This window comes from Nocardia nova NBRC 15556 (assembly GCF_001613005.1).
Lineage (GTDB): Bacteria > Actinomycetota > Actinomycetes > Mycobacteriales > Mycobacteriaceae > Nocardia > Nocardia nova.
In genome coordinates this window covers 33,804-49,913 of sequence record NZ_BDBN01000057.1, presented here as the reverse complement: position 1 = coordinate 49,913, position 16,110 = coordinate 33,804, and the positions used below count along the sequence as shown (strand labels likewise).

Below are 16,110 nucleotides of genomic sequence, written 5' to 3'. Positions count from 1 at the left end.
CATGTTCGTGTTGCTACTGCTCGTGCTCGCCCTCGTGGTGATCGTGGGCGGGATCGTCGCGATCGGGGCGGTGGCCCTGGCCCATCAGCGCCGCCGCATCGCCGCCGAGAATCAGGTGGTCCCGGGTACGGCCACTCGCGCGCCGACCGCATGGGCGCGTTCCCACGACCCCGAGGCTCGCCTGCACCGCCGCCTGCGCGATGCGATGACGGCGTTGCGCGCGGTGACGGCCTACGACACGGCGGCAACGGTGACTCTGCGCGCGGATCTGGAACAGTCCGCCCTGGCTCTCGACGACCACCTGGTCGCGATCTCGATGCTGCATTCCGACGCGCGGACGGCACAGCTGGCACAGGCCGAACGCGCGGTCGCGGCGGTCGAGGCGGGAGTCGCCGACTATGCCACGGCGGCAACACAACCGGATCTCAGCGCACTCGAGGCCGACCTGGCGGGGGTGCGGGAACGGTTGCGCACGGCCGACGACCTCCGCCGCGGAATCGGCGGCTAGCCCACGGCGCTCGTCCGGGTTCCGCATACCACCGTCGCGCCGTAGTCGGACGATTCCGCGATCGCGGGGCGCAGTCCGGCGGCCGCGGCGATCGCTGTGGCGGTGTCGATCTGGGCGGTGCCGATCTCGACCAGTACCCAGCCGCCGACCGTCAGCCACCGCCCGGCGGCATCGGCCACGCGGCGCAGCACGTCGAGTCCGTCGGCGCCGCCGTCGAGGGCGGTGCGGGGTTCGTGGTCGCGGGCTTCCGGCGGCATCCGGGCGATCATCGCGGTCGGCACGTACGGGGTGTTGGCCAGAATCAGATCCACGCGCCCGATCAGTTCGCCGGGCAGCGCGGCGAAGAGGTCACCTCGGAAGACCCGCGCGCCCAGCGGTTCCAGATTGCGCCGCGCGCACGCCACCGCGGCGGTGTCGATGTCGGCGGCGACCAGTTCGACCTCCACCCCGCCGGCGCGCAACGCGGTCGTCGCGGCCAGGCCCAACGCGCCCGAGCCACAACACATGTCGACAACGGTGCGCCGATCGCCCGGCCGGGCGGCGGTGCGTTCGAGGGCCTCGTCGATCAGAAACGCGGTGCGTTGCCGGGGCACGAATACGCCCGGGTCGAGCGCCACCCGCACGCCGCGAAAGTCGGCCCAGCCCAGAAGATATTCGAGCGGTATGCCGTCGACGCGACGTGCGACGAGTGCGGAGAGCTCGCCGGGGGAGGAGGCGGCCTGCCGGAGCAGGGCCGCTTCCTCCTCGGCGAAGACGCATCCGGCGCGGCGCAGGTCGGCCACGATCGTATCGGTGGCGGACTCGTCGGATTCGGGGTCGATCACCCCACTATTGTCGGCGCGGCGTCAACCACAATCTTCCGTGCGCCGGCTAGCGGGCCGACGGCAGCAGGAAGGTGCGGGTGGCGTCGAGATAGATGCCGCGCTGGGCGGCCTTGCTCGGCGGCGGCAGCTGCGACACCAGCTGATCGAGCGAGGTCATCGCCCCCACCACGCGGGTGCCGGCGACGATGAAATCGGCCACCGCGCGGCGGATGTGATTCGGTGAGGTCACCACGACCGCGCTGGTCGCACCGGCGTCCTGAAGCATCCGGGTGCTGAACAGCGCGTTCTGCACGGTCGAAGTGGCGCGGTCCTCGACCAGCACCCGGGAGGCCGGAATGCCGTGGCCGATCAGCCAGCCCGCCATCGCGGCGGCTTCGGGTACTCCGTTCTGCGGGTTGCCGCCCGTCACCACGATCGGCGACATCGGCGCCGCGATCGCCTGCAACCACGCGGCGGTGAGCCGGTTGACCAGTTCGGGGCGCAGGCTGCCGTCGGGCAGCAGCCCGTAGCCGAGCACCACGATGCCGGTCTGCGGGCCGACCAGCGCCGGCAGCGGATTGGGCAGGGTGCCCACGGCCGCGCCGATGGCGCCGATGAGATTGCGGGCCCCCTGGGCCATGCCGGGGTCGATGGCCGCCAGCCGGTTGAACGCGGCTTCGCGAGTGAGCAGATCGCCGGTGTAGTCCGACCAGATACCCTGCAGGGCCAGCGCCTGCGCGTCGTCGGGTGTGGCGTCCAGCAGCGAGCGCAGGTCGGCCAGACCCGCGGCGTCGTTGCCGTTGACGAAGTTCTCCTGAGCCGAGTTGTAGAGCGGCGCCGGTCCGTCGGCGGCCGTGGCCGTCGTGGTGAGTGGTCCGGCCAGCAGCGCGGCCGCCGAGGCCGCGACGAGAAGATGTTTGACACGTCTGGCGATGTTCACTGCAGTCGACACCTTTCCGGGCGAGCGGGATCCCGCTTGGGTGGGTGGGGCATGGGCACAGCCGTGCCCACCATACGACCGGAATCGGTGAGGGCCCCGGATTTACTCCCGCTCGAGTCGGTATTCGCGCGGGTGACGGCGGCCGTGGGCGCTGGTACGCGGCCCGATAGGGTGGCCGGGTGGACACCATACCGCTGACCGGCAAACAACTCGCAGCCGACCTCAACGCCGAGACGAAGAACCGCGCCGCCGCACTGGCCGAAGGCGGGGCCGCCCCCCGCCTGGTGCTGGTGGTGGCCAACGACGATCCGGCCAGCGGGTGGTATGTCAACTCGTTGCAGCGCGCGGCCGGACGACTCGGAATCGACTGTGAGACAACCGATCTCGGAGCGCAAGCGAGTGCCGCGGAGATTCGCGAGGCGCTGGCGAAGCTCAGCGAGGACCCGGCGGTGCACGCGGTGATGTTGCAGACGCCGCTGCCCGCGGGCGTGGAACTCAACGACGTCAGCTCGGCCATCGCCGCAGCCAAGGATGTCGACGGCGTCAGCCCGCTGTCGCTGGGACTGCTCGCCGCCGGACTGCCCGGATTCCCGCCCGCCACCTCACAGGCGGTGGTGGAGCTGGCCAAACATCACGACATCGCGATGGCGGGCCGGCACGTCGCGGTCGTCGGCCGGTCGAATGTGGTGGGCAAACCTCTGGCACAGCTGCTGCTGGCCGAGAATGCCACGGTGACGGTGTGCCATTCGCGCACCACGGACCTGCCGGCGGTCACCTCGGCCGCCGATATCGTGGTCGCGGCGGCCGGGCGGGCTGGGCTGATCGGTGGCGACCACGTGCGCGAGGGCGCTGTGGTCATCGACGTGGGTACCAACGAGGGACCCGACGGTGGCATCGTCGGCGATGTGGACGCCGCTTCGGTCGAGGGCCGGGCGGCCGCACTGAGTCCGGTTCCCGGTGGTGTCGGACCCGTCACCACCGCGCTACTGATGCGGCACGTCGTGGAGGCGGCCGAAGCGGCACGCTGATCACCAGTGGGTGGTCACCGGATCGCCCACACTCACGTTGTCGTAGTACCACTCGGCATCGGCGGGGGCCAGGTTGATGCAGCCGTGGCTGACATTCGAATTACCCTGCTGCCCGACCGACCACGGCGCCGAATGTACGAAGACGCCGCCCGAGGTGAGCCGTTCGGCGAACTCGCCGGTCAGGTAGTAGCCCTCCGGATCGTCGAGCGGAATACCGATGGTGCGGGAGTCGAAGATGATGGTGCGGTCCTTCTCTATCACGGGGAAGGTGCCCACCGGAGTCTCGCGTCCGGGCTTACCCATCGAGGCGGGCATGACCCGTGGCGCCTGCCCCGGAATGAACACGGTGAACGTATGCGCCGACATGTCGGCATCGGCAGTGGTCCCGCCGTCGGTCCGGAATTCGGATCGAACGTTGCCGGCGGTCACGGTGAATCGCGCATCGGCCGGCAGGTATCCGGTGGAGTTCCAGACCAGTTCCTTGTCGTCGGCCCAGGAGAACGTCCCGGCCCGGTCGCCGACGTGCACGGATCGTTCGGCGCGGGCGCGATCGGTGACGGGTGCGGTGAACCGGACGGTGACCGGATGGGCGATTCCGACGACGGCGCCGTTGCTCGGTGAAATCGAGGCCACGGATGTGGTTTGTGGTGTTACCAGCACCGCTGCCGCTGTGCCCGTGGTGACTGCGGCCAGTACTGCTATGACTGTCGCCAGGAATACATGACGCATCATGGTCCTCATGGCTCCACCCCCTCAGGTGGTGTGTGGATCAGGACCTCGATCCTAGTTCCGGATGATCATGGTCGCCGGAATAGTTTTCGCTTCGTAACGACAGTTACGGTGTGGCAAACCGAGGTTTAGCCGAGGGGTGTGGTAATGCGATCAGCCGACGACGGCAGCGAGAACGTCCGTGTGCAGTGCATCCGCACGAGCGAAGATCTCCTCGATGCGCTGCAGCGCGGGTGCGAACTCCTCGGTCTCGTGGTCGCCGAGCGAGCCGACGTTGATGGCGATATTCAACTGTGAACTGGCGGCCGCGGCCCGCGCGGCGTCGGCGGCGGCGCCGATGTCGGTGACCACGTTCGGATTGCCGATCGGCAGCAGATCCGCGGCCAGTGAGAGCACCTCGTCGGCTTCGGTGACCACCGCGGCGGGCACCCGGGCGGCCTGCAGCAGTGCCGAGGCGATCGCCTCCTTGCGGGCCGCGACCTGCTCGTCGGTGTCCTTGGGCAGCTTGTAGGCGGCGCCGACCGCGGTGAAGGCGGTGGCGTCGGCGTCGGCAAGGGCCAGCGCGCGCTCACGGGCGGCGTCGGCCGCCGCGATGATCCGATCGATCGCCGGGCGGTTGTCGGCGTCCTTGGCGCGGGTGGTGTAGCGGGCCACCATCGCCACCAGGGCGGCTCCCTGGGCGGCGTGCAGCGCCGCGACCGCACCGCCGCCGGGCGCGGGGATCTTGGCGGCGAGATCGTCCAGGTAGCGGCCGATCGTCGACTCTCCGAACGTCGTGGTGTGCGGCGACGACGCGGTGTCCTGAGACATGCTGCGGGGCCTCCCGTTTCGAGGAATCGGCGTGCGGTACGCCGATAACCGTACCGGGCCGCGCGCCCGATCATCGACCGGGCCGCACCGCCCTGTCGCGGACGGCGTACGGGCGGTGTGCAGGATGGAGCCCGAGGCCACCCCGGCCGCGGCGGCGGATCGCGGTTTGTGACGGGTGGTGCAGTGCGATAATCTCACTGCAACTGGTTGCATATGAACGGAGTTGCATACGATGCGAATCGGGTTGGGCATCAACTATGCGGGGGGCTTCAAAGAGGTCGCGGCCGAGGTCGCCGATCTGGAACGGGCCGGCCTGGACATCGTGTTCGTGCCCGAGGCCTACTCCTACGACGCGGTGAGCGGATTGGGATATCTGGCGGCCAAGACCGAGCGGGTGCAGCTGGCCTCGGGCATTCTGCAGCTCTACACCCGCACGCCCACGCTCACCGCGATGACCGCCGCGGGTCTGGACTACGTCTCCGACGGCCGCTACGTCCTCGGTCTGGGCGCCTCCGGACCGCAGGTCATCGAGGGGTTCCACGGCGTGCCCTACGACGCGCCGATCGGCCGCACCCGCGAGGTCGTGGAGATCTGCCGCAAGGTGTGGCGGCGCGAACGCCTGGAATACCAGGGCAAGTACTACACGATCCCGCTGCCCGCCGAACGCGGCACCGGACTGGGCAAGCCGCTGAAGCTGATCAACCACCCGGTGCGCGACCGTATCCCGGTGCTGCTGGCCGCGCTCGGCCCGAAGAACGTGCAGTTGGCCGCCGAACTGGCCGAGGGCTGGCAGCCGATCTTCTTCCTACCGGAGAAGGCCGGCGACGTGTGGGGTGAGGCGCTGGCGGCCGGAAAGGCCAAACGGGACCCGGAACTCGGCGACCTCGACGTCTATGCCGGACCGGCGCTGGCGATCGGCGACAACGTGGAGCCGCTGCGGGAGTTCGTCAAACCGCATCTGGCCCTCTACATCGGCGGGATGGGCGCCAAGAGCAAGAACTTCTACCACTCGCTGGCCACTCAGTACGGTTACGGCGCCGAGGCCGACCGCATCCAGGAGTTGTATCTGGCCGGGAAGAAGGACGAGGCCGCCAAGGTCGTGCCCGACGATCTGGTGCGCGACATCTCGCTGATCGGTTCGGCGGGCTTCGTCAAGGAGCGGGTGGCGGCGTTCCGGGAGGCCGGGGTCACGGTGCTGAACGTGGTTCCGCTCGCCGCGACCGCGCCGGAACGGGTGAAGCTGATCGAACAGCTGCGCGAGCTGGTCTGACCGGCGTGGCCGGCAGTCCGCTTCCGGGCTGCCGGCCCTGGCCGCTCAGTCCCTGGGCACTCGGTCCCTGGGCACTCGGTCTCCGGATCAGCCCTGGTGCAGCGCCGCGAGCGCGGCGTCGAGGGTCGGGTGCAGGGCGAATACCTGATCGAGATTGGTCAGTTTGAGCTGTCTGCTGGTGGCCGGTCCCTCGGCGACCAGGACGATGCTCGTGGCGGAGCCGGCCCGCTGATGAGCGGCCACCAGCGCGGCCATACCGGCCGAGGCCAGGAAACTCACCTGCAACAGGTCGATGATCAGCGCCGCGGGTTTACCGCCGAGGGTCGCCTCGATCGCACTCTCCAGTGCGGGAGCGGTCGCCAGGTCGACCTCGCCGGCCACCGTGAGCACGGTCGCATCGTCGTGCACGCTGACCGAGGTGGTCATCGCGTCGGCGAGGGGATACGCGTCTCCGGAAGTATTGGTCACGGTTGTCAATCTACCTGCTGGGTACCCGAGACTCTCTCCGGCCGGGCAATTGCTTTCCGGCGCAAGGAGTTAACCGTGCGACGCACGCGGAATCCCGCGCCCGTGCGCCCCGCCGGAGGTGTTATCGCGGATTTCCCGGGTATCGCGAGCACAACCGGAGAGGCGGTTCGCTCGCGGGCGGAGCGAGGTCGCCCGATTCGATCGGCGCCCGGAGGAGTGGTTGGTCATGGCGCATATCGAGAACGGCCGAGCGCCGGAGACGGCGTCGGTGGCCGAATTGGTCGGCACCACCACGGAGCAACTGAGCCGGCTGGTCCGTGAGGAGGCGAAACTCGCCGTCGTCGAGGCGCAGGGCAAGGCCAAACGGCTGGGAGCCGGCGCCGGACTCGTCGGTGCCGCCGCCGTGCTGGGGCTCGCGGTCATCGGCGCGCTGGTCGCGGCGGCGATCTTGGGTCTGGCGCTGGTGTTGCCCGCATGGGCGGCCGCGTTGATCGTGGCCGGCGCGCTGGCCGTGGTCGCCGGCGTCCTCGGTCTCCTCGGGCGGACGAGCATCCGCAAGGGGAGTCCGCCGATACCGGAGGATGCCGCCGCGAATGTCCGGGAAGATGTTGCCGTCATCAAGGAGAGGACTCGGCGATGAACATCCCTTCCGATCCGGAAGCGTTGCGTTACGACCGGGATCTGACGCGCGAGGAACTGGGCCGAACGGTGCAGGCGCTGAGCGACAAGCTCGACGTGCCCGGTCGCACCCGCGAGCGGCTGCACCGCGGTGCCCGGTCCCCTCAGGACAATGCGGACCGGGCCGCGCAGGTCGTCAAGCAGATCCCGCTACCGGCGATCGGCGTGACGGCGGCGGGCGCGGTGGCCGCGGTCTGGCTGGTGCGGCGCAAGCGGTCTGACGAGTCAGTTCGCACCGCCGGCGCCGGGCGTCTCCCCGAGGGGCCAGCGCGCGTAGGTGCGCTCGGGCCTGACGGTGATCACATCGGTGACCTCGACGAGTTCGGCGGGCACGATGGCGTCGGGAAAGTGCTCGAGACTGGGCACGATCACCGCTTCGGCATCGTGGGTGATCGCCGCGCCGATCAGGAACTGCACCGGATTGTCGGTGCGATCGCCGAATGCGACCGTTTCCGACAGCGTGTAACCCAAACGTCTTGCCAGACAACGTATCTGCGCCGCATCCCACTCCTGCTGCAGGTGGGACACCTCCGTGCGCAGAAAGCCGAGGGCCAGAAAACTCATGGCGGTCCTCCTCGCGTCGTCCGCAATCGGAACCACCGGCGAGCTGGTGCCGGTTAGTTCCGCCGCTGTACCTCTCGCGGACAGACCCGCGAATACCTAGCAAACTCAGAAGGTATTTCCCGAACTCCGGGGCGGGCAAACCCGTGTCCGGGGGTTGACAGGCGCGCTCGTCCGGTGGTGTTTGCTGGGTGCGGCGGGGGATTCGGCGACGTCGTCGCTGTTTTTCAGATGATCTTGATGTCTGTCGTGTTCCCGCGAGAGGGGCGATGAGGTCATCTACATCGCCGCATCATGTCCGCCCCCGAGGCGAAGTGAGTACTCACTTCTGGGGGCGATCGTCGGCGCGTTGCTCGCTGGAATGTCGAGATTTGCGGGGGGAGCGGCAGCTAATTCTCGGCGAACGAGCGAGGTGAATCCGGAACGATCCAGATCACCTTGCGTAGAAAGTAGACGACCGCGCCGATATCGAAGATTTCCACCCGCAGTCGCGGATTCTGCCGCCGGACCGGAATCCGGCGGCAGCGAGGTCGCTATGCGCGGTAGGCGTCGCTTCCCGCGCGGGACACAACGATGTTCGGGACCACCGCTCGCGACGACAACCGCAGCAGGGCATCGACCATTTCGACGATGTCGCTGACGGCGAGCATCCGCTCCGGCGGGATGCGGTCGTGGATCCACGCGCTCATATCGGTGTCGACATAGCCGGGGGCGAGGGTGGTAGCGCTGATGCCGTTACCCGATTCCTCGGCGTTGAGGGTGGCGATCAGGGAGATGAGTGCCGCCTTGGCCGCGCCGTAGACGGCGAGTCCGGTTTCGGCGTAGACACCCGTGATCGACGACAGCGCAATCACTTTCGCGCCGCGGTCGGGCGCGGCCGCGGCGGCGGCGCGCAGCATCGGCAACGCGCCCTGGATGAGTTGCAGCGGCGCACGCAGATTGACCGCGAGGGTTTTGTCGAAGCGCCGCATGGACGTGTCGGCGACCGGACCGGCGGTGCCGACCCCCGCGTTGAGAATCAGCGCCGACAGGGTGCCGAATCGGTGCGCATGCTCGGCCAGCACCCGCTCGACGCCGTCGGTGTCGGACATATCGGCGGCCACGGCGACGACGTCGGTGGCGCCGGCCGCCCGCAGCTGCGCGGCAACCTCGTCGAGGCGCGAGGCGTCACGCGCGGTGACGGTGAGCGAATAGCCTTGTTCGGCAAGCCTGTTCGCGATGCCGAGCCCGATACCGCGGGACGCCCCGCTGATCAGGGCGGACTTCCGATTTCCGGTCACTTCCGGACTCCTTTCAGTGCGCGCAGGCCGGCGGCCATGAATTCCGGTGTCGCCTCGGCCGCGCGTTCGGCGGCGGAGCCGGCGTCCGAGCCCCGCAGCGCGCGGTGGGTGATGCCTTCGCCGATAACGCCGAGCTTGAAATTGGCCAGGGCGAGATAGAAGCCCCAGTCCCCGAGATCGCGGCCCGACGCGAGGGCATAGGCATGGGCGAGATCGTCGGCGCCGGGCATACGGTCGCTGGTCCACGCGGCCGGCGAACCGAGCACCAGATCGAAGATCGGCGCCCGGTACACGCACATCAACGCCACATCGGTCAGCGGATCGCCGAGGGTGGACAGTTCCCAGTCGACGACGGCGCGGACCCGACCGGGATCGCGCACATCGAGAATGGTGTTGTCGATCCGGAAGTCGCCGTGCACGATCGAGGCCGCCGACCGGCCGGGCACCGCCGCGGCCAGCGCGGTGTGCAGGGCCGCGACGTCGGGAAGTTCGCGGGTCTTCACCCGTTCCCACTGCGAGGCCCACAGATTCACCTGCCGGGTGACGAATCCGTCCGGGCGACCGAATTTCTCGAGTCCGACCGCGTTCGGATCCACGGCGTGCAGCTCGGCCAGTACACGCACCAGCTCGTCGACGGCGGCGTCGATCTGGGTGTCGGTGAGGGCGGCGAGGTCGTCCTGATCGCGGATGACGGTGCCGTCGACGAATTCCACGACGGTCATGGGCGCGCCGAGTGTGGCGCCGTCGGCGTCGAAGGCGACCGTCTTCGCCACGGGCACAGCCGATTCGCGCAGGGCGTGGGTCACCGTGAACTCGCGGGCCATATCGTGCGCGGACGGGGTGAGGCCCGCGACCGGCGGGCGGCGCACCACCCACCGCGACGCCTCGTCGGCGGCGACGAAGGTCAGATTCGAACGGCCGCCGCTGATCAGCTCCACACGCAGCTCACCGCGCACGTCGACGCCCTGCTCGCGCAGGAACCGGTCGAGCGCGGCGACATCCATTCCGGGCAGGCTCATTCGGCTGCTCGCAATGCCCGCTTCGCGGCGCCGACCGCACGTTTCGCGATAGCCCACCGGTGGACCTCGGATGGTCCGTCGTAGATGCGGAAGGGACGCACCTCACGCGAGAGCCGCGCCAGCGGGAGATCACCCGACACGCCGAGACCGCCGCACATCTGCATACTGCGGTCGACGATCCGGAAAATGGCCTCGGCCGCAAAGGTTTTCGCGATCGAGGTGGCGTTGGCGGCCGGTTCGCCGCGGTCGAGTTCCCAGCACGCGCGGGTGAGCAGTGCGCGGGTGGCGGCGATATCGATCTCGTTGTCGGCGATCATCTTCTGTACCATGCCGAGATCACCCAGTCGCGAGCCGAAGCCCTCGCGCCGGGCCACGTGCGTTACCGCGACGTCGTGTCCGCGGCGGGCGGCGCCGAGCCAGCGCATCACATGCGTCATGCGGGCCGGGCCGAGGCGGACCTGAGCGTATTCGAAGCCGCGGTCTACCTCGCCGAGGACGGCCTCCTCGGGAACCAGCAGATCCTCGAAGAACACCTCGCAGTGCCCGCCGACCATCGACCGATCCAGTGTGTCGAGATGGCGTCCGACCCGGATGCCGGGAGTCTCGGCCGGCGCCAGGAACATGGTCGCGCCGCCGCGCTGGCCCGGCTCTCCCGAGGTGCGGGCCATGATGATGAAGAAGCCCGCGCCGTCGGCGCCGGTGATGAACCATTTGCGGCCGTTGATCCGCCATCCGCCGTCGGCGCGGACCGCGCGGGTGGCCAGCGCGGACGGATCGGAGCCCGCGCCGGGCGCCGGTTCGGTCATCGCGAAGGCGGAGCGCACGTCGCCGTGCGCGAGCGGCGCGAGGTACTGCTGCTTCTGCTCGGGGTTCGCGATATGCGCGAGCATGTGCACATTGCCCTCGTCGGGGGCGGCGATATTCAGCGCCGTCGGGCCGAACAGCGAATAGCCGGCCTCCTCGAAGACGGGTGCGCGGTCCGACATCCCGAGGCCGTGGCCGCCGTATTCGATCGGCGCGTGCGGCGCGAACACACCCGCCTCGCGGGCGGCCTTCTGTAGCTCGACGCGGAAGGTGTCGCCACCGGCGGCGGTGATGTCGCCGTCGTGCGCATCCTCGAGCGGCAGCACCCGGTCGCGGATGAAGGCGCGGGTACGTTCGGCCAGCTCGTGTACCTCGGGCGGCAGGGACAGCTCGATCGCCACGGTCCACTCCTCGATCTCAGTCGCCGAACGATCGCTCGGCAATAACCTGTCATGCAGACTCGCATGACACGATAAAGCCTGTCAATTCGGTGTTCTGCGCCCGCTGGCGCTGTTCAGTTATCCTGAACATCATGGATAGTGCCGAGCGAGATCGACAGGGTGTGGGCAGCCGGGTGCGGCAGGCGAGAACCGCTGCCGGGCTCTCGTTGCGCACGACAGCGGAACGGATCGGTGTCAGTCCGGCCACACTCAGCGCCGTCGAGAACGACAAGACGGGCGTCTCGATCGCCCGGCTGCGCGCCGTGGCCGCGGCGCTCGGCACCACCGTCGCGTGGCTGATCGGCGAAACTCCCGCGCCGCCGCCACGCCCGCGTGTTCGCACGGCCGGCGTTTCCGAAACGGATGCGCCTCGCGCCTGGCGTGAGTTCCCGCCGCTGGACATCGATCCCGTCTTGGCCGCCGCGATCGATTCCTTCGTCGAGACCGGATATCACGGCGCCACCATGCGATCGATCGCCCACCGCGCCGGAATGAGTGTGCCCGGCGTCTATCACCACTACCGGGACAAACAGGAGCTTCTCGTCCGCGCCCTCGACCTCACCATGGACGAATTGCATTGGCGCACACGGGCGGCGCGCGGCGAGGTGATCGGTGGCCGCGAGCGGCTGATCCGCGTGGTCGAGGCTCTCGCCCTGTTCCACACCCATCGCCGCGAGCTGGCCTTCATCGGCGCCAGCGAGATGCGCAGCCTCACACCGGACAATCGCCGTCGAATCGCCGCCTCCCGCAACGAGATTCAGTATCGCCTCGACGAGGACATCGATACCGCGCTGGCGGAGGCGAACCTGACCGCCGCCCACGCGCGGGTGGCCGGGCGCGCCATCGCCACGATGTGTACGTCACTGCCGCAATGGTTCCGGCTCGAAGGGCCCGCCACTCCTGAGCAGATCGCCACCGAGTACGCGGATTTCGCCCTCGGCCTGCTCGGTATCGAGACGCGGAACGCGGTGCGGTCCATGCGCTGATCGGGCACCGAAGGGTCGACGCGGGGCTGGTCGGCCACGGCCGTACGGTTCGCGGACCGGCCTGCTCAGACCCTGCTCGCCGCCGAGAACGTCACCAGGGGCAATTTCGCGGTCAGCCGCACTCGCGTGCCCGACTCGGTCTGCTCGATCTCCACGTCGTCGGCGAGAGCGCGCATCATCGACAGGCCGCGTCCGCGGGTGCCCGGATCCTCGGGCTGCGGCCGCCACGCCCCGGAATCGACGATCTCCAGGCAGACCGCGCCGCGCACATGGGCGGCGGTGACTGTCACGTGGCCGGAGGTGCCCGGGGGATAGGCGTGCTCGATGCTGTTGGTGCAGGCCTCGTTGGCGGCGGCGACCAGATCGGCGGCGAGGTCGTGACCGACGGCGGCTGCGGACAGCCACGACGTCAGCGCGCGGCGCGCACCCGAGAGCCGTGCGGGTTCGGCGGGTATGTCCAGGTGCAGTGGCCGGGGCGGCTGGCGGTAGACCACCATCGCGATATCGTCGTCGTAGCCCGCGTCGGGGCGCAGCCGCGACAGCACCGCGTCGGCCACCTCGCGCGGCAGTTGCGATGCGGCGCCGGACAATTCGTCGGCGATCTGGTCGAACCGGATGTCGATATCGATGCCGCGCTGCTCGACCAGGCCGTCGGTGAACAACACCAGCGTCGAGCCGGGTTCGAGCGCGGTGGTCGCCTCGGGCCGGTTCGGGATGTCGAAGGTGGCCAGCGGTACCGCGCGGCCGCCTTCGAGCAGCCGGCCGGTGTGACCGGGCGCCGCCAGCACGGGCGGCATATGCCCGGCGCTCGAGTACCGCACCAGCCCGCGCACCGGATCGAGGATGGCGGCGCAGACCGTCGTGCACATGGCGCCGGGAATGCGGGCGGCCACCGCGTCCAGTTCGGCCAGCAACTGAGCGGGCCCGGCGCCGCGCAGCAGCAAAGCCTGTGCGGCGGTGCGCAATTGGCCCATCACCACCGCCGCGGACAGACCGCGGCCGACGCAGTCGCCGACCACGATGCCCAGGGTGCCGTCGCGCAACTGCACCACGTCGTACCAGTCGCCGCCGATCTCGAGCGGGGGCAGCGCCGGTTCGTAGTGCACCGCGAAACCGGGCGGCAGTTCGATCGGACCCAGCATGGCGCGCTGCAGCGTCAGCGAGGTCGAGCGCGCCTGATCGAAGTTGCGAGCGCGCTGCACCGCCAGGCTGAGATGGCCGACGAGCAGTGAGAACAGCGCCCAGTCACCGGAACTGATCGCCCGCGGCGCGGCGAAGCGCACCCACAGTGCGGCATCGCCGGTTTCGCCCAGCGGCGCCACGATGCCCTCGGAACTCGCCACGCCCTCGGGGATGGCGAACATGGCGCGATGCGGCCGCATCCGGGTCCGGTCCAGCAGCGCCCGCGCCCGCGCGTCGATCACCTGCCGGGAGACGGCGTCGCCGCCGGCCACCGGGCCCGAGACGTACAACTCCGGCGCGGTCTGGCGATTCGCCCACATCGACACCACGGCGGTTTCCGCGCCGATGGCCCGGCGCAGTTCCTCGAGACCCACCGACAGCACTTCAGCGACCGTGGTGGCGGCGCCGACGGCGGTGGCCAGCCGCGAGACCGCCTGGTCGCGGGCCTGTGCGTCGTGTTCGGCGGTCACATCGCGGATGGTGCCCACGAAGAGTCGCTCGTCGTCTTCCGGATTGCGCAACGAGTTGGTGCTGACCGCCAGCCACACCCGCCGCCCGTCGCGGTGGCGCGCCGGCATCACGAAGCGCGCGGCCTCGGTGCCCAGCGCAGGATGGTCCGCCGCGGAATCGTCGTCGGTCCACGGATGCGGCAGTGGATAGGGGGCGGAGTCGGGCCCGTATCCGGTCAGCGCGCCGAAGGACGAGTTGACCTCGGTGATGGTTCCGTCGTCGGCGGCGACGAAGAAGCCGTCCTGCAGCGACTCCACCAGTGCGGTGCAGAAGGCATCGCGGCCCTCGAGATCCTCGGCCCGCAACCGCTGCAATTCGTAGCTGCGGGTGCTGTCGAGAAATCCGCGGGTCGCGACATCGAGCGCGGCGAGAGTCTGCAGCAGGAATTCCAGCGCCGCCTGCGCGCGCTGCGCGGCATCACCGTCGAGGTGCTGCGCCGCGGGGCCGGCGATCAGACCTTGTTCGTCGAGCAACCGGAAGTGGTGCTCGGTCAGATCCAGAATGCTCACGCCCTCGACGAGTGCGCGCCGGCCGAGTTCGTACCCTTCGGCGAGGGTGTTCTGGGTGGGTGAATCCATGTGCAGCCGAAGCGCATTCGCATACGCCTCGCGGAATGCGGCCAGCACCGCGCTCATGGCCGCACCCGTGGTGCGCTCGTCGGCCGGCTCGGCCGGCTCACGACGCACCCGCGATCGGACCGCGGTGGCGCGCGGCCAGCACCAGCGCGTCGTCGGTGTCCTTGACGTGATGGCGCAGGATGTCGTCGGCGATATCGGTGGTCGGCCGCGCCAGATCCAGGGTGTCGACGAAATCGCTGACGATGCCGTCGGTCGACATCACCAGCACGTCGCCGGGCCGGATCGCCACGGTCTGGGTCTGCAGATTCGGCGGCAGCAGATAGCCGACGATGCCCCCGGTCAGCAGCGCTGTCGCCCGCACCGCGGGTTTGCCGGGGCCGATGGCGACCACCCGGGATTCGACGTTGCCGACCCCGAGCCACTGCAGTTCGTCGTCGCCGGTGAACAGCACCAGCGAGACCGCCGCACCCCGGGTGTCGGCCATCGCGCGATGACACAGCACCATCAGCACGTCGAGCGGTTCGGCGCGATTGTCGGCGAGGACCTGCGCGGCCCGGTCGGCGGCGTCGGCGGCCGCGGCCCCGTGCCCCAGCCCGTCGAGCACCGCGAACAGCACCGAACCGTCGCCGGCGTCGAGTACGACCGACCGATCACCGGAGACGCGCTGTCCCGGCAGTGCGCGGCCCGCCACCGCCCATTCGACAGTGCCGACGGATCCGTCCTCATGCACCGGTGGGTACCCACTTCCACATCTCCACCAGCGTTCCCTGTCCGGGCGCCGACTCCACGATCAATCCGTCCATCAGCCGTCGCGCGCCGGGTAATCCCAGCCCGAGTCCGCGGCCGGTGGAGTAGCCGTCCTCCAGCGCCCGGGGGATGTCCCGGATACCCGGCCCCTGGTCCTGGGCCTGCACGACCAGTGCCCGGCGGCCGTCGCGCTCCTGCACCGCGACCCGGATCTCACCGGTTCCGGCGTAACTCGTGATATTGCGGGCGATTTCGGAGATGGCCGTGGAAATCATGGTGATGTCGGTCAACGTGAAACCCAGCTCGGTAGCCAGCTCCCGCCCTGCCTGTCGCGCGGTCACGATGTCGCCCGACACCTTCACCGCTATCACCACGTTGTCGGAGGCCACGATCACCGACCGCTTCGCCGGCCGTTGGGCAACTGTCTGTTGAGCCAGGCCAGCCCCTCCTCGAGGTCCAGAGCCGTGTGCATGCCTTCGAAGGTCAGACCCAGCTGGACCATCGCGAACGCCACTTCGGGCTGCAGACCGACGATCACCGTCTCCGCCCCCCGCAGCTTGGTCATGTGCGCGATGGTACGCAGGGAGCGCGCGGCGAAGGAGTCCATGACGTCGATGGCCGTGACGTCGACGATGATTCCCTGGGCACGGTACTTGCTGACGTAGGTCATCAAGTCGTCCTGCAGGCGTTCGGTATCGGCGTCGGTGAGAGCCGATTGCACGGACGCGATCAGGTAGGTGCCCTGCTTCAGAATGGGTACCGGCATGAG

Annotated in this window: 18 protein-coding genes and 2 pseudogenes; 6 read left to right on the top strand and 14 right to left on the bottom strand. The window is 69.4% G+C overall.

Annotation, left to right across the window (positions count from 1 at the left end; all coding sequences use genetic code 11):
• Nucleotide 1: 1 nt before the first annotated feature.
• Entirely contained in the window at nt 2-508 is a 507-nt protein-coding gene (locus NN2_RS22345) for a hypothetical protein (RefSeq protein WP_063015819.1), read from the top strand.
• Here the strand turns inward: NN2_RS22345 and NN2_RS22340 are convergent.
• Nucleotides 505-1,329, bottom strand: a complete 825-nt coding sequence (locus NN2_RS22340) for a putative protein N(5)-glutamine methyltransferase (RefSeq protein ID WP_218022050.1) — start codon at nt 1,327-1,329, stop codon at nt 505-507. The genes NN2_RS22345 and NN2_RS22340 overlap by 4 nt on opposite strands.
• Nucleotides 1,330-1,378: 49 nt before the next feature.
• Nucleotides 1,379-2,251 (bottom strand): YdcF family protein, encoded by an 873-nt coding sequence (locus tag NN2_RS22335; protein WP_063015818.1) that lies wholly within the window; start codon nt 2,249-2,251, stop codon nt 1,379-1,381.
• 179 nt (nt 2,252-2,430) lie between these two features.
• Between NN2_RS22335 and NN2_RS22330 the strand changes: the two genes are divergently transcribed.
• Nucleotides 2,431-3,279, top strand: a complete 849-nt coding sequence (locus NN2_RS22330; RefSeq protein WP_063015817.1) for a bifunctional 5,10-methylenetetrahydrofolate dehydrogenase/5,10-methenyltetrahydrofolate cyclohydrolase — start codon at nt 2,431-2,433, stop codon at nt 3,277-3,279.
• Here NN2_RS22330 and NN2_RS22325 read toward each other — a convergent pair whose 3' ends face one another.
• Both NN2_RS22325 and NN2_RS22320 read right to left on the bottom strand, forming a co-directional pair.
• Nucleotides 3,280-4,020 (bottom strand): L,D-transpeptidase, encoded by a 741-nt coding sequence (locus NN2_RS22325; protein ID WP_063015816.1) that lies wholly within the window; start codon nt 4,018-4,020, stop codon nt 3,280-3,282.
• 141 nt (nt 4,021-4,161) lie between these two features.
• The gene (locus tag NN2_RS22320) at nt 4,162-4,818 is read right to left on the bottom strand and encodes a cyclodeaminase/cyclohydrolase family protein (RefSeq protein ID WP_063015815.1); all 657 of its coding nucleotides are present in this window, start codon (nt 4,816-4,818) and stop codon (nt 4,162-4,164) included.
• Between the two features lie 232 nt (nt 4,819-5,050).
• Between NN2_RS22320 and NN2_RS22315 the strand changes: the two genes are divergently transcribed.
• The gene (locus tag NN2_RS22315; protein WP_063015814.1) at nt 5,051-6,088 is read left to right on the top strand and encodes an LLM class F420-dependent oxidoreductase; all 1,038 of its coding nucleotides are present in this window, start codon (nt 5,051-5,053) and stop codon (nt 6,086-6,088) included.
• An 87-nt stretch (nt 6,089-6,175) separates the two neighbouring features.
• On the opposite strand, the gene NN2_RS22310 is transcribed toward NN2_RS22315, so the two are convergent.
• Entirely contained in the window at nt 6,176-6,514 is a 339-nt protein-coding gene (locus tag NN2_RS22310; RefSeq protein ID WP_030517651.1) for an STAS domain-containing protein, read from the bottom strand.
• Nucleotides 6,515-6,782: 268 nt separating this feature from the next.
• Here NN2_RS22310 and NN2_RS22305 point away from each other — a divergent pair, with 268 nt between their 5' ends.
• Both NN2_RS22305 and NN2_RS38990 read left to right on the top strand, forming a co-directional pair.
• Nucleotides 6,783-7,196, top strand: a complete 414-nt coding sequence (locus tag NN2_RS22305) for a phage holin family protein (RefSeq protein ID WP_063015813.1) — start codon at nt 6,783-6,785, stop codon at nt 7,194-7,196.
• A pseudogene (locus NN2_RS38990) lies at nt 7,193-7,309 on the top strand (DUF3618 domain-containing protein); the annotation flags it as partial. The gene NN2_RS22305 and the pseudogene NN2_RS38990, both read left to right, overlap by 4 nt.
• Nucleotides 7,310-7,459: 150 nt before the next feature.
• Here the strand turns inward: NN2_RS38990 and NN2_RS22300 are convergent.
• From NN2_RS22300 to NN2_RS22285, 5 genes and pseudogenes are all read right to left on the bottom strand, one after another.
• On the bottom strand, nt 7,460-7,798 hold the full coding sequence (locus tag NN2_RS22300; RefSeq protein ID WP_063015812.1) for a hypothetical protein: 339 nt from the start codon (nt 7,796-7,798) through the stop codon (nt 7,460-7,462).
• 413 nt (nt 7,799-8,211) lie between these two features.
• Nucleotides 8,212-8,295 (bottom strand): annotated as a pseudogene (locus tag NN2_RS37345) (class I SAM-dependent methyltransferase); the annotation flags it as partial.
• A 33-nt stretch (nt 8,296-8,328) separates the two neighbouring features.
• Nucleotides 8,329-9,075: an SDR family NAD(P)-dependent oxidoreductase gene (locus tag NN2_RS22295; RefSeq protein ID WP_063015811.1), complete on the bottom strand. Its 747-nt coding sequence runs from the start codon at nt 9,073-9,075 to the stop codon at nt 8,329-8,331.
• On the bottom strand, nt 9,072-10,094 hold the full coding sequence (locus NN2_RS22290) for a phosphotransferase family protein (protein ID WP_063015810.1): 1,023 nt from the start codon (nt 10,092-10,094) through the stop codon (nt 9,072-9,074). Before NN2_RS22290 ends, NN2_RS22295 begins: the two co-directional genes overlap by 4 nt.
• Nucleotides 10,091-11,299, bottom strand: coding sequence for an acyl-CoA dehydrogenase family protein (locus NN2_RS22285; protein WP_063015831.1), 1,209 nt, complete (start codon nt 11,297-11,299; stop codon nt 10,091-10,093). The genes NN2_RS22290 and NN2_RS22285 overlap by 4 nt, the downstream gene beginning before the upstream one ends.
• A gap of 131 nt (nt 11,300-11,430) precedes the next feature.
• Between NN2_RS22285 and NN2_RS22280 the strand changes: the two genes are divergently transcribed.
• Nucleotides 11,431-12,324 (top strand): TetR-type transcription factor C-terminal domain-containing protein, encoded by an 894-nt coding sequence (locus NN2_RS22280; RefSeq protein ID WP_063015809.1) that lies wholly within the window; start codon nt 11,431-11,433, stop codon nt 12,322-12,324.
• A 65-nt stretch (nt 12,325-12,389) separates the two neighbouring features.
• On the opposite strand, the gene NN2_RS22275 is transcribed toward NN2_RS22280, so the two are convergent.
• Genes NN2_RS22275 through NN2_RS22260 form a run of 4 tightly spaced genes read right to left on the bottom strand, consistent with a single transcriptional unit; the run spans nt 12,390 to nt 16,107 of the window.
• Nucleotides 12,390-14,702 carry a SpoIIE family protein phosphatase gene (locus tag NN2_RS22275; protein ID WP_439955861.1) on the bottom strand — a complete coding sequence of 771 codons (2,313 nt, stop codon included), beginning with the start codon at nt 14,700-14,702 and terminating at the stop codon, nt 12,390-12,392.
• Nucleotides 14,692-15,324, bottom strand: coding sequence for a SpoIIE family protein phosphatase (locus NN2_RS22270; RefSeq protein ID WP_030518327.1), 633 nt, complete (start codon nt 15,322-15,324; stop codon nt 14,692-14,694). The genes NN2_RS22275 and NN2_RS22270 overlap by 11 nt, the downstream gene beginning before the upstream one ends.
• A complete protein-coding gene (locus tag NN2_RS22265; protein ID WP_369801617.1) occupies nt 15,317-15,733 on the bottom strand; it encodes an ATP-binding protein in 417 nt (138 codons plus the stop codon). Before NN2_RS22265 ends, NN2_RS22270 begins: the two co-directional genes overlap by 8 nt.
• On the bottom strand, nt 15,733-16,107 hold the full coding sequence (locus NN2_RS22260; protein WP_030518329.1) for an STAS domain-containing protein: 375 nt from the start codon (nt 16,105-16,107) through the stop codon (nt 15,733-15,735). The genes NN2_RS22265 and NN2_RS22260 overlap by 1 nt, the downstream gene beginning before the upstream one ends.
• Nucleotides 16,108-16,110: the final 3 nt, after the last annotated feature.

What these genes read in the sequence shown, in the direction of transcription:
- NN2_RS22305 (WP_063015813.1), top strand. Translation starts at nt 6,783, where the DNA reads ATGGCGCATATCGAGAACGGCCGAGCGCCGGAGACGGCGTCGGTGGCC.
- NN2_RS22260 (WP_030518329.1), bottom strand. Translation starts at nt 16,107, where the DNA reads ATGCCGGTACCCATTCTGAAGCAGGGCACCTACCTGATCGCGTCCGTG.
- NN2_RS22320 (WP_063015815.1), bottom strand. Translation starts at nt 4,818, where the DNA reads ATGTCTCAGGACACCGCGTCGTCGCCGCACACCACGACGTTCGGAGAG.
- NN2_RS22280 (WP_063015809.1), top strand. Translation starts at nt 11,431, where the DNA reads ATGGATAGTGCCGAGCGAGATCGACAGGGTGTGGGCAGCCGGGTGCGG.
- NN2_RS22300 (WP_063015812.1), bottom strand. Translation starts at nt 7,798, where the DNA reads ATGAGTTTTCTGGCCCTCGGCTTTCTGCGCACGGAGGTGTCCCACCTG.
- NN2_RS22290 (WP_063015810.1), bottom strand. Translation starts at nt 10,094, where the DNA reads ATGAGCCTGCCCGGAATGGATGTCGCCGCGCTCGACCGGTTCCTGCGC.
- NN2_RS22315 (WP_063015814.1), top strand. Translation starts at nt 5,051, where the DNA reads ATGCGAATCGGGTTGGGCATCAACTATGCGGGGGGCTTCAAAGAGGTC.
- NN2_RS22325 (WP_063015816.1), bottom strand. Translation starts at nt 4,020, where the DNA reads ATGAGGACCATGATGCGTCATGTATTCCTGGCGACAGTCATAGCAGTA.
- NN2_RS22310 (WP_030517651.1), bottom strand. Translation starts at nt 6,514, where the DNA reads ATGACCACCTCGGTCAGCGTGCACGACGATGCGACCGTGCTCACGGTG.
- NN2_RS22345 (WP_063015819.1), top strand. Translation starts at nt 2, where the DNA reads ATGTTCGTGTTGCTACTGCTCGTGCTCGCCCTCGTGGTGATCGTGGGC.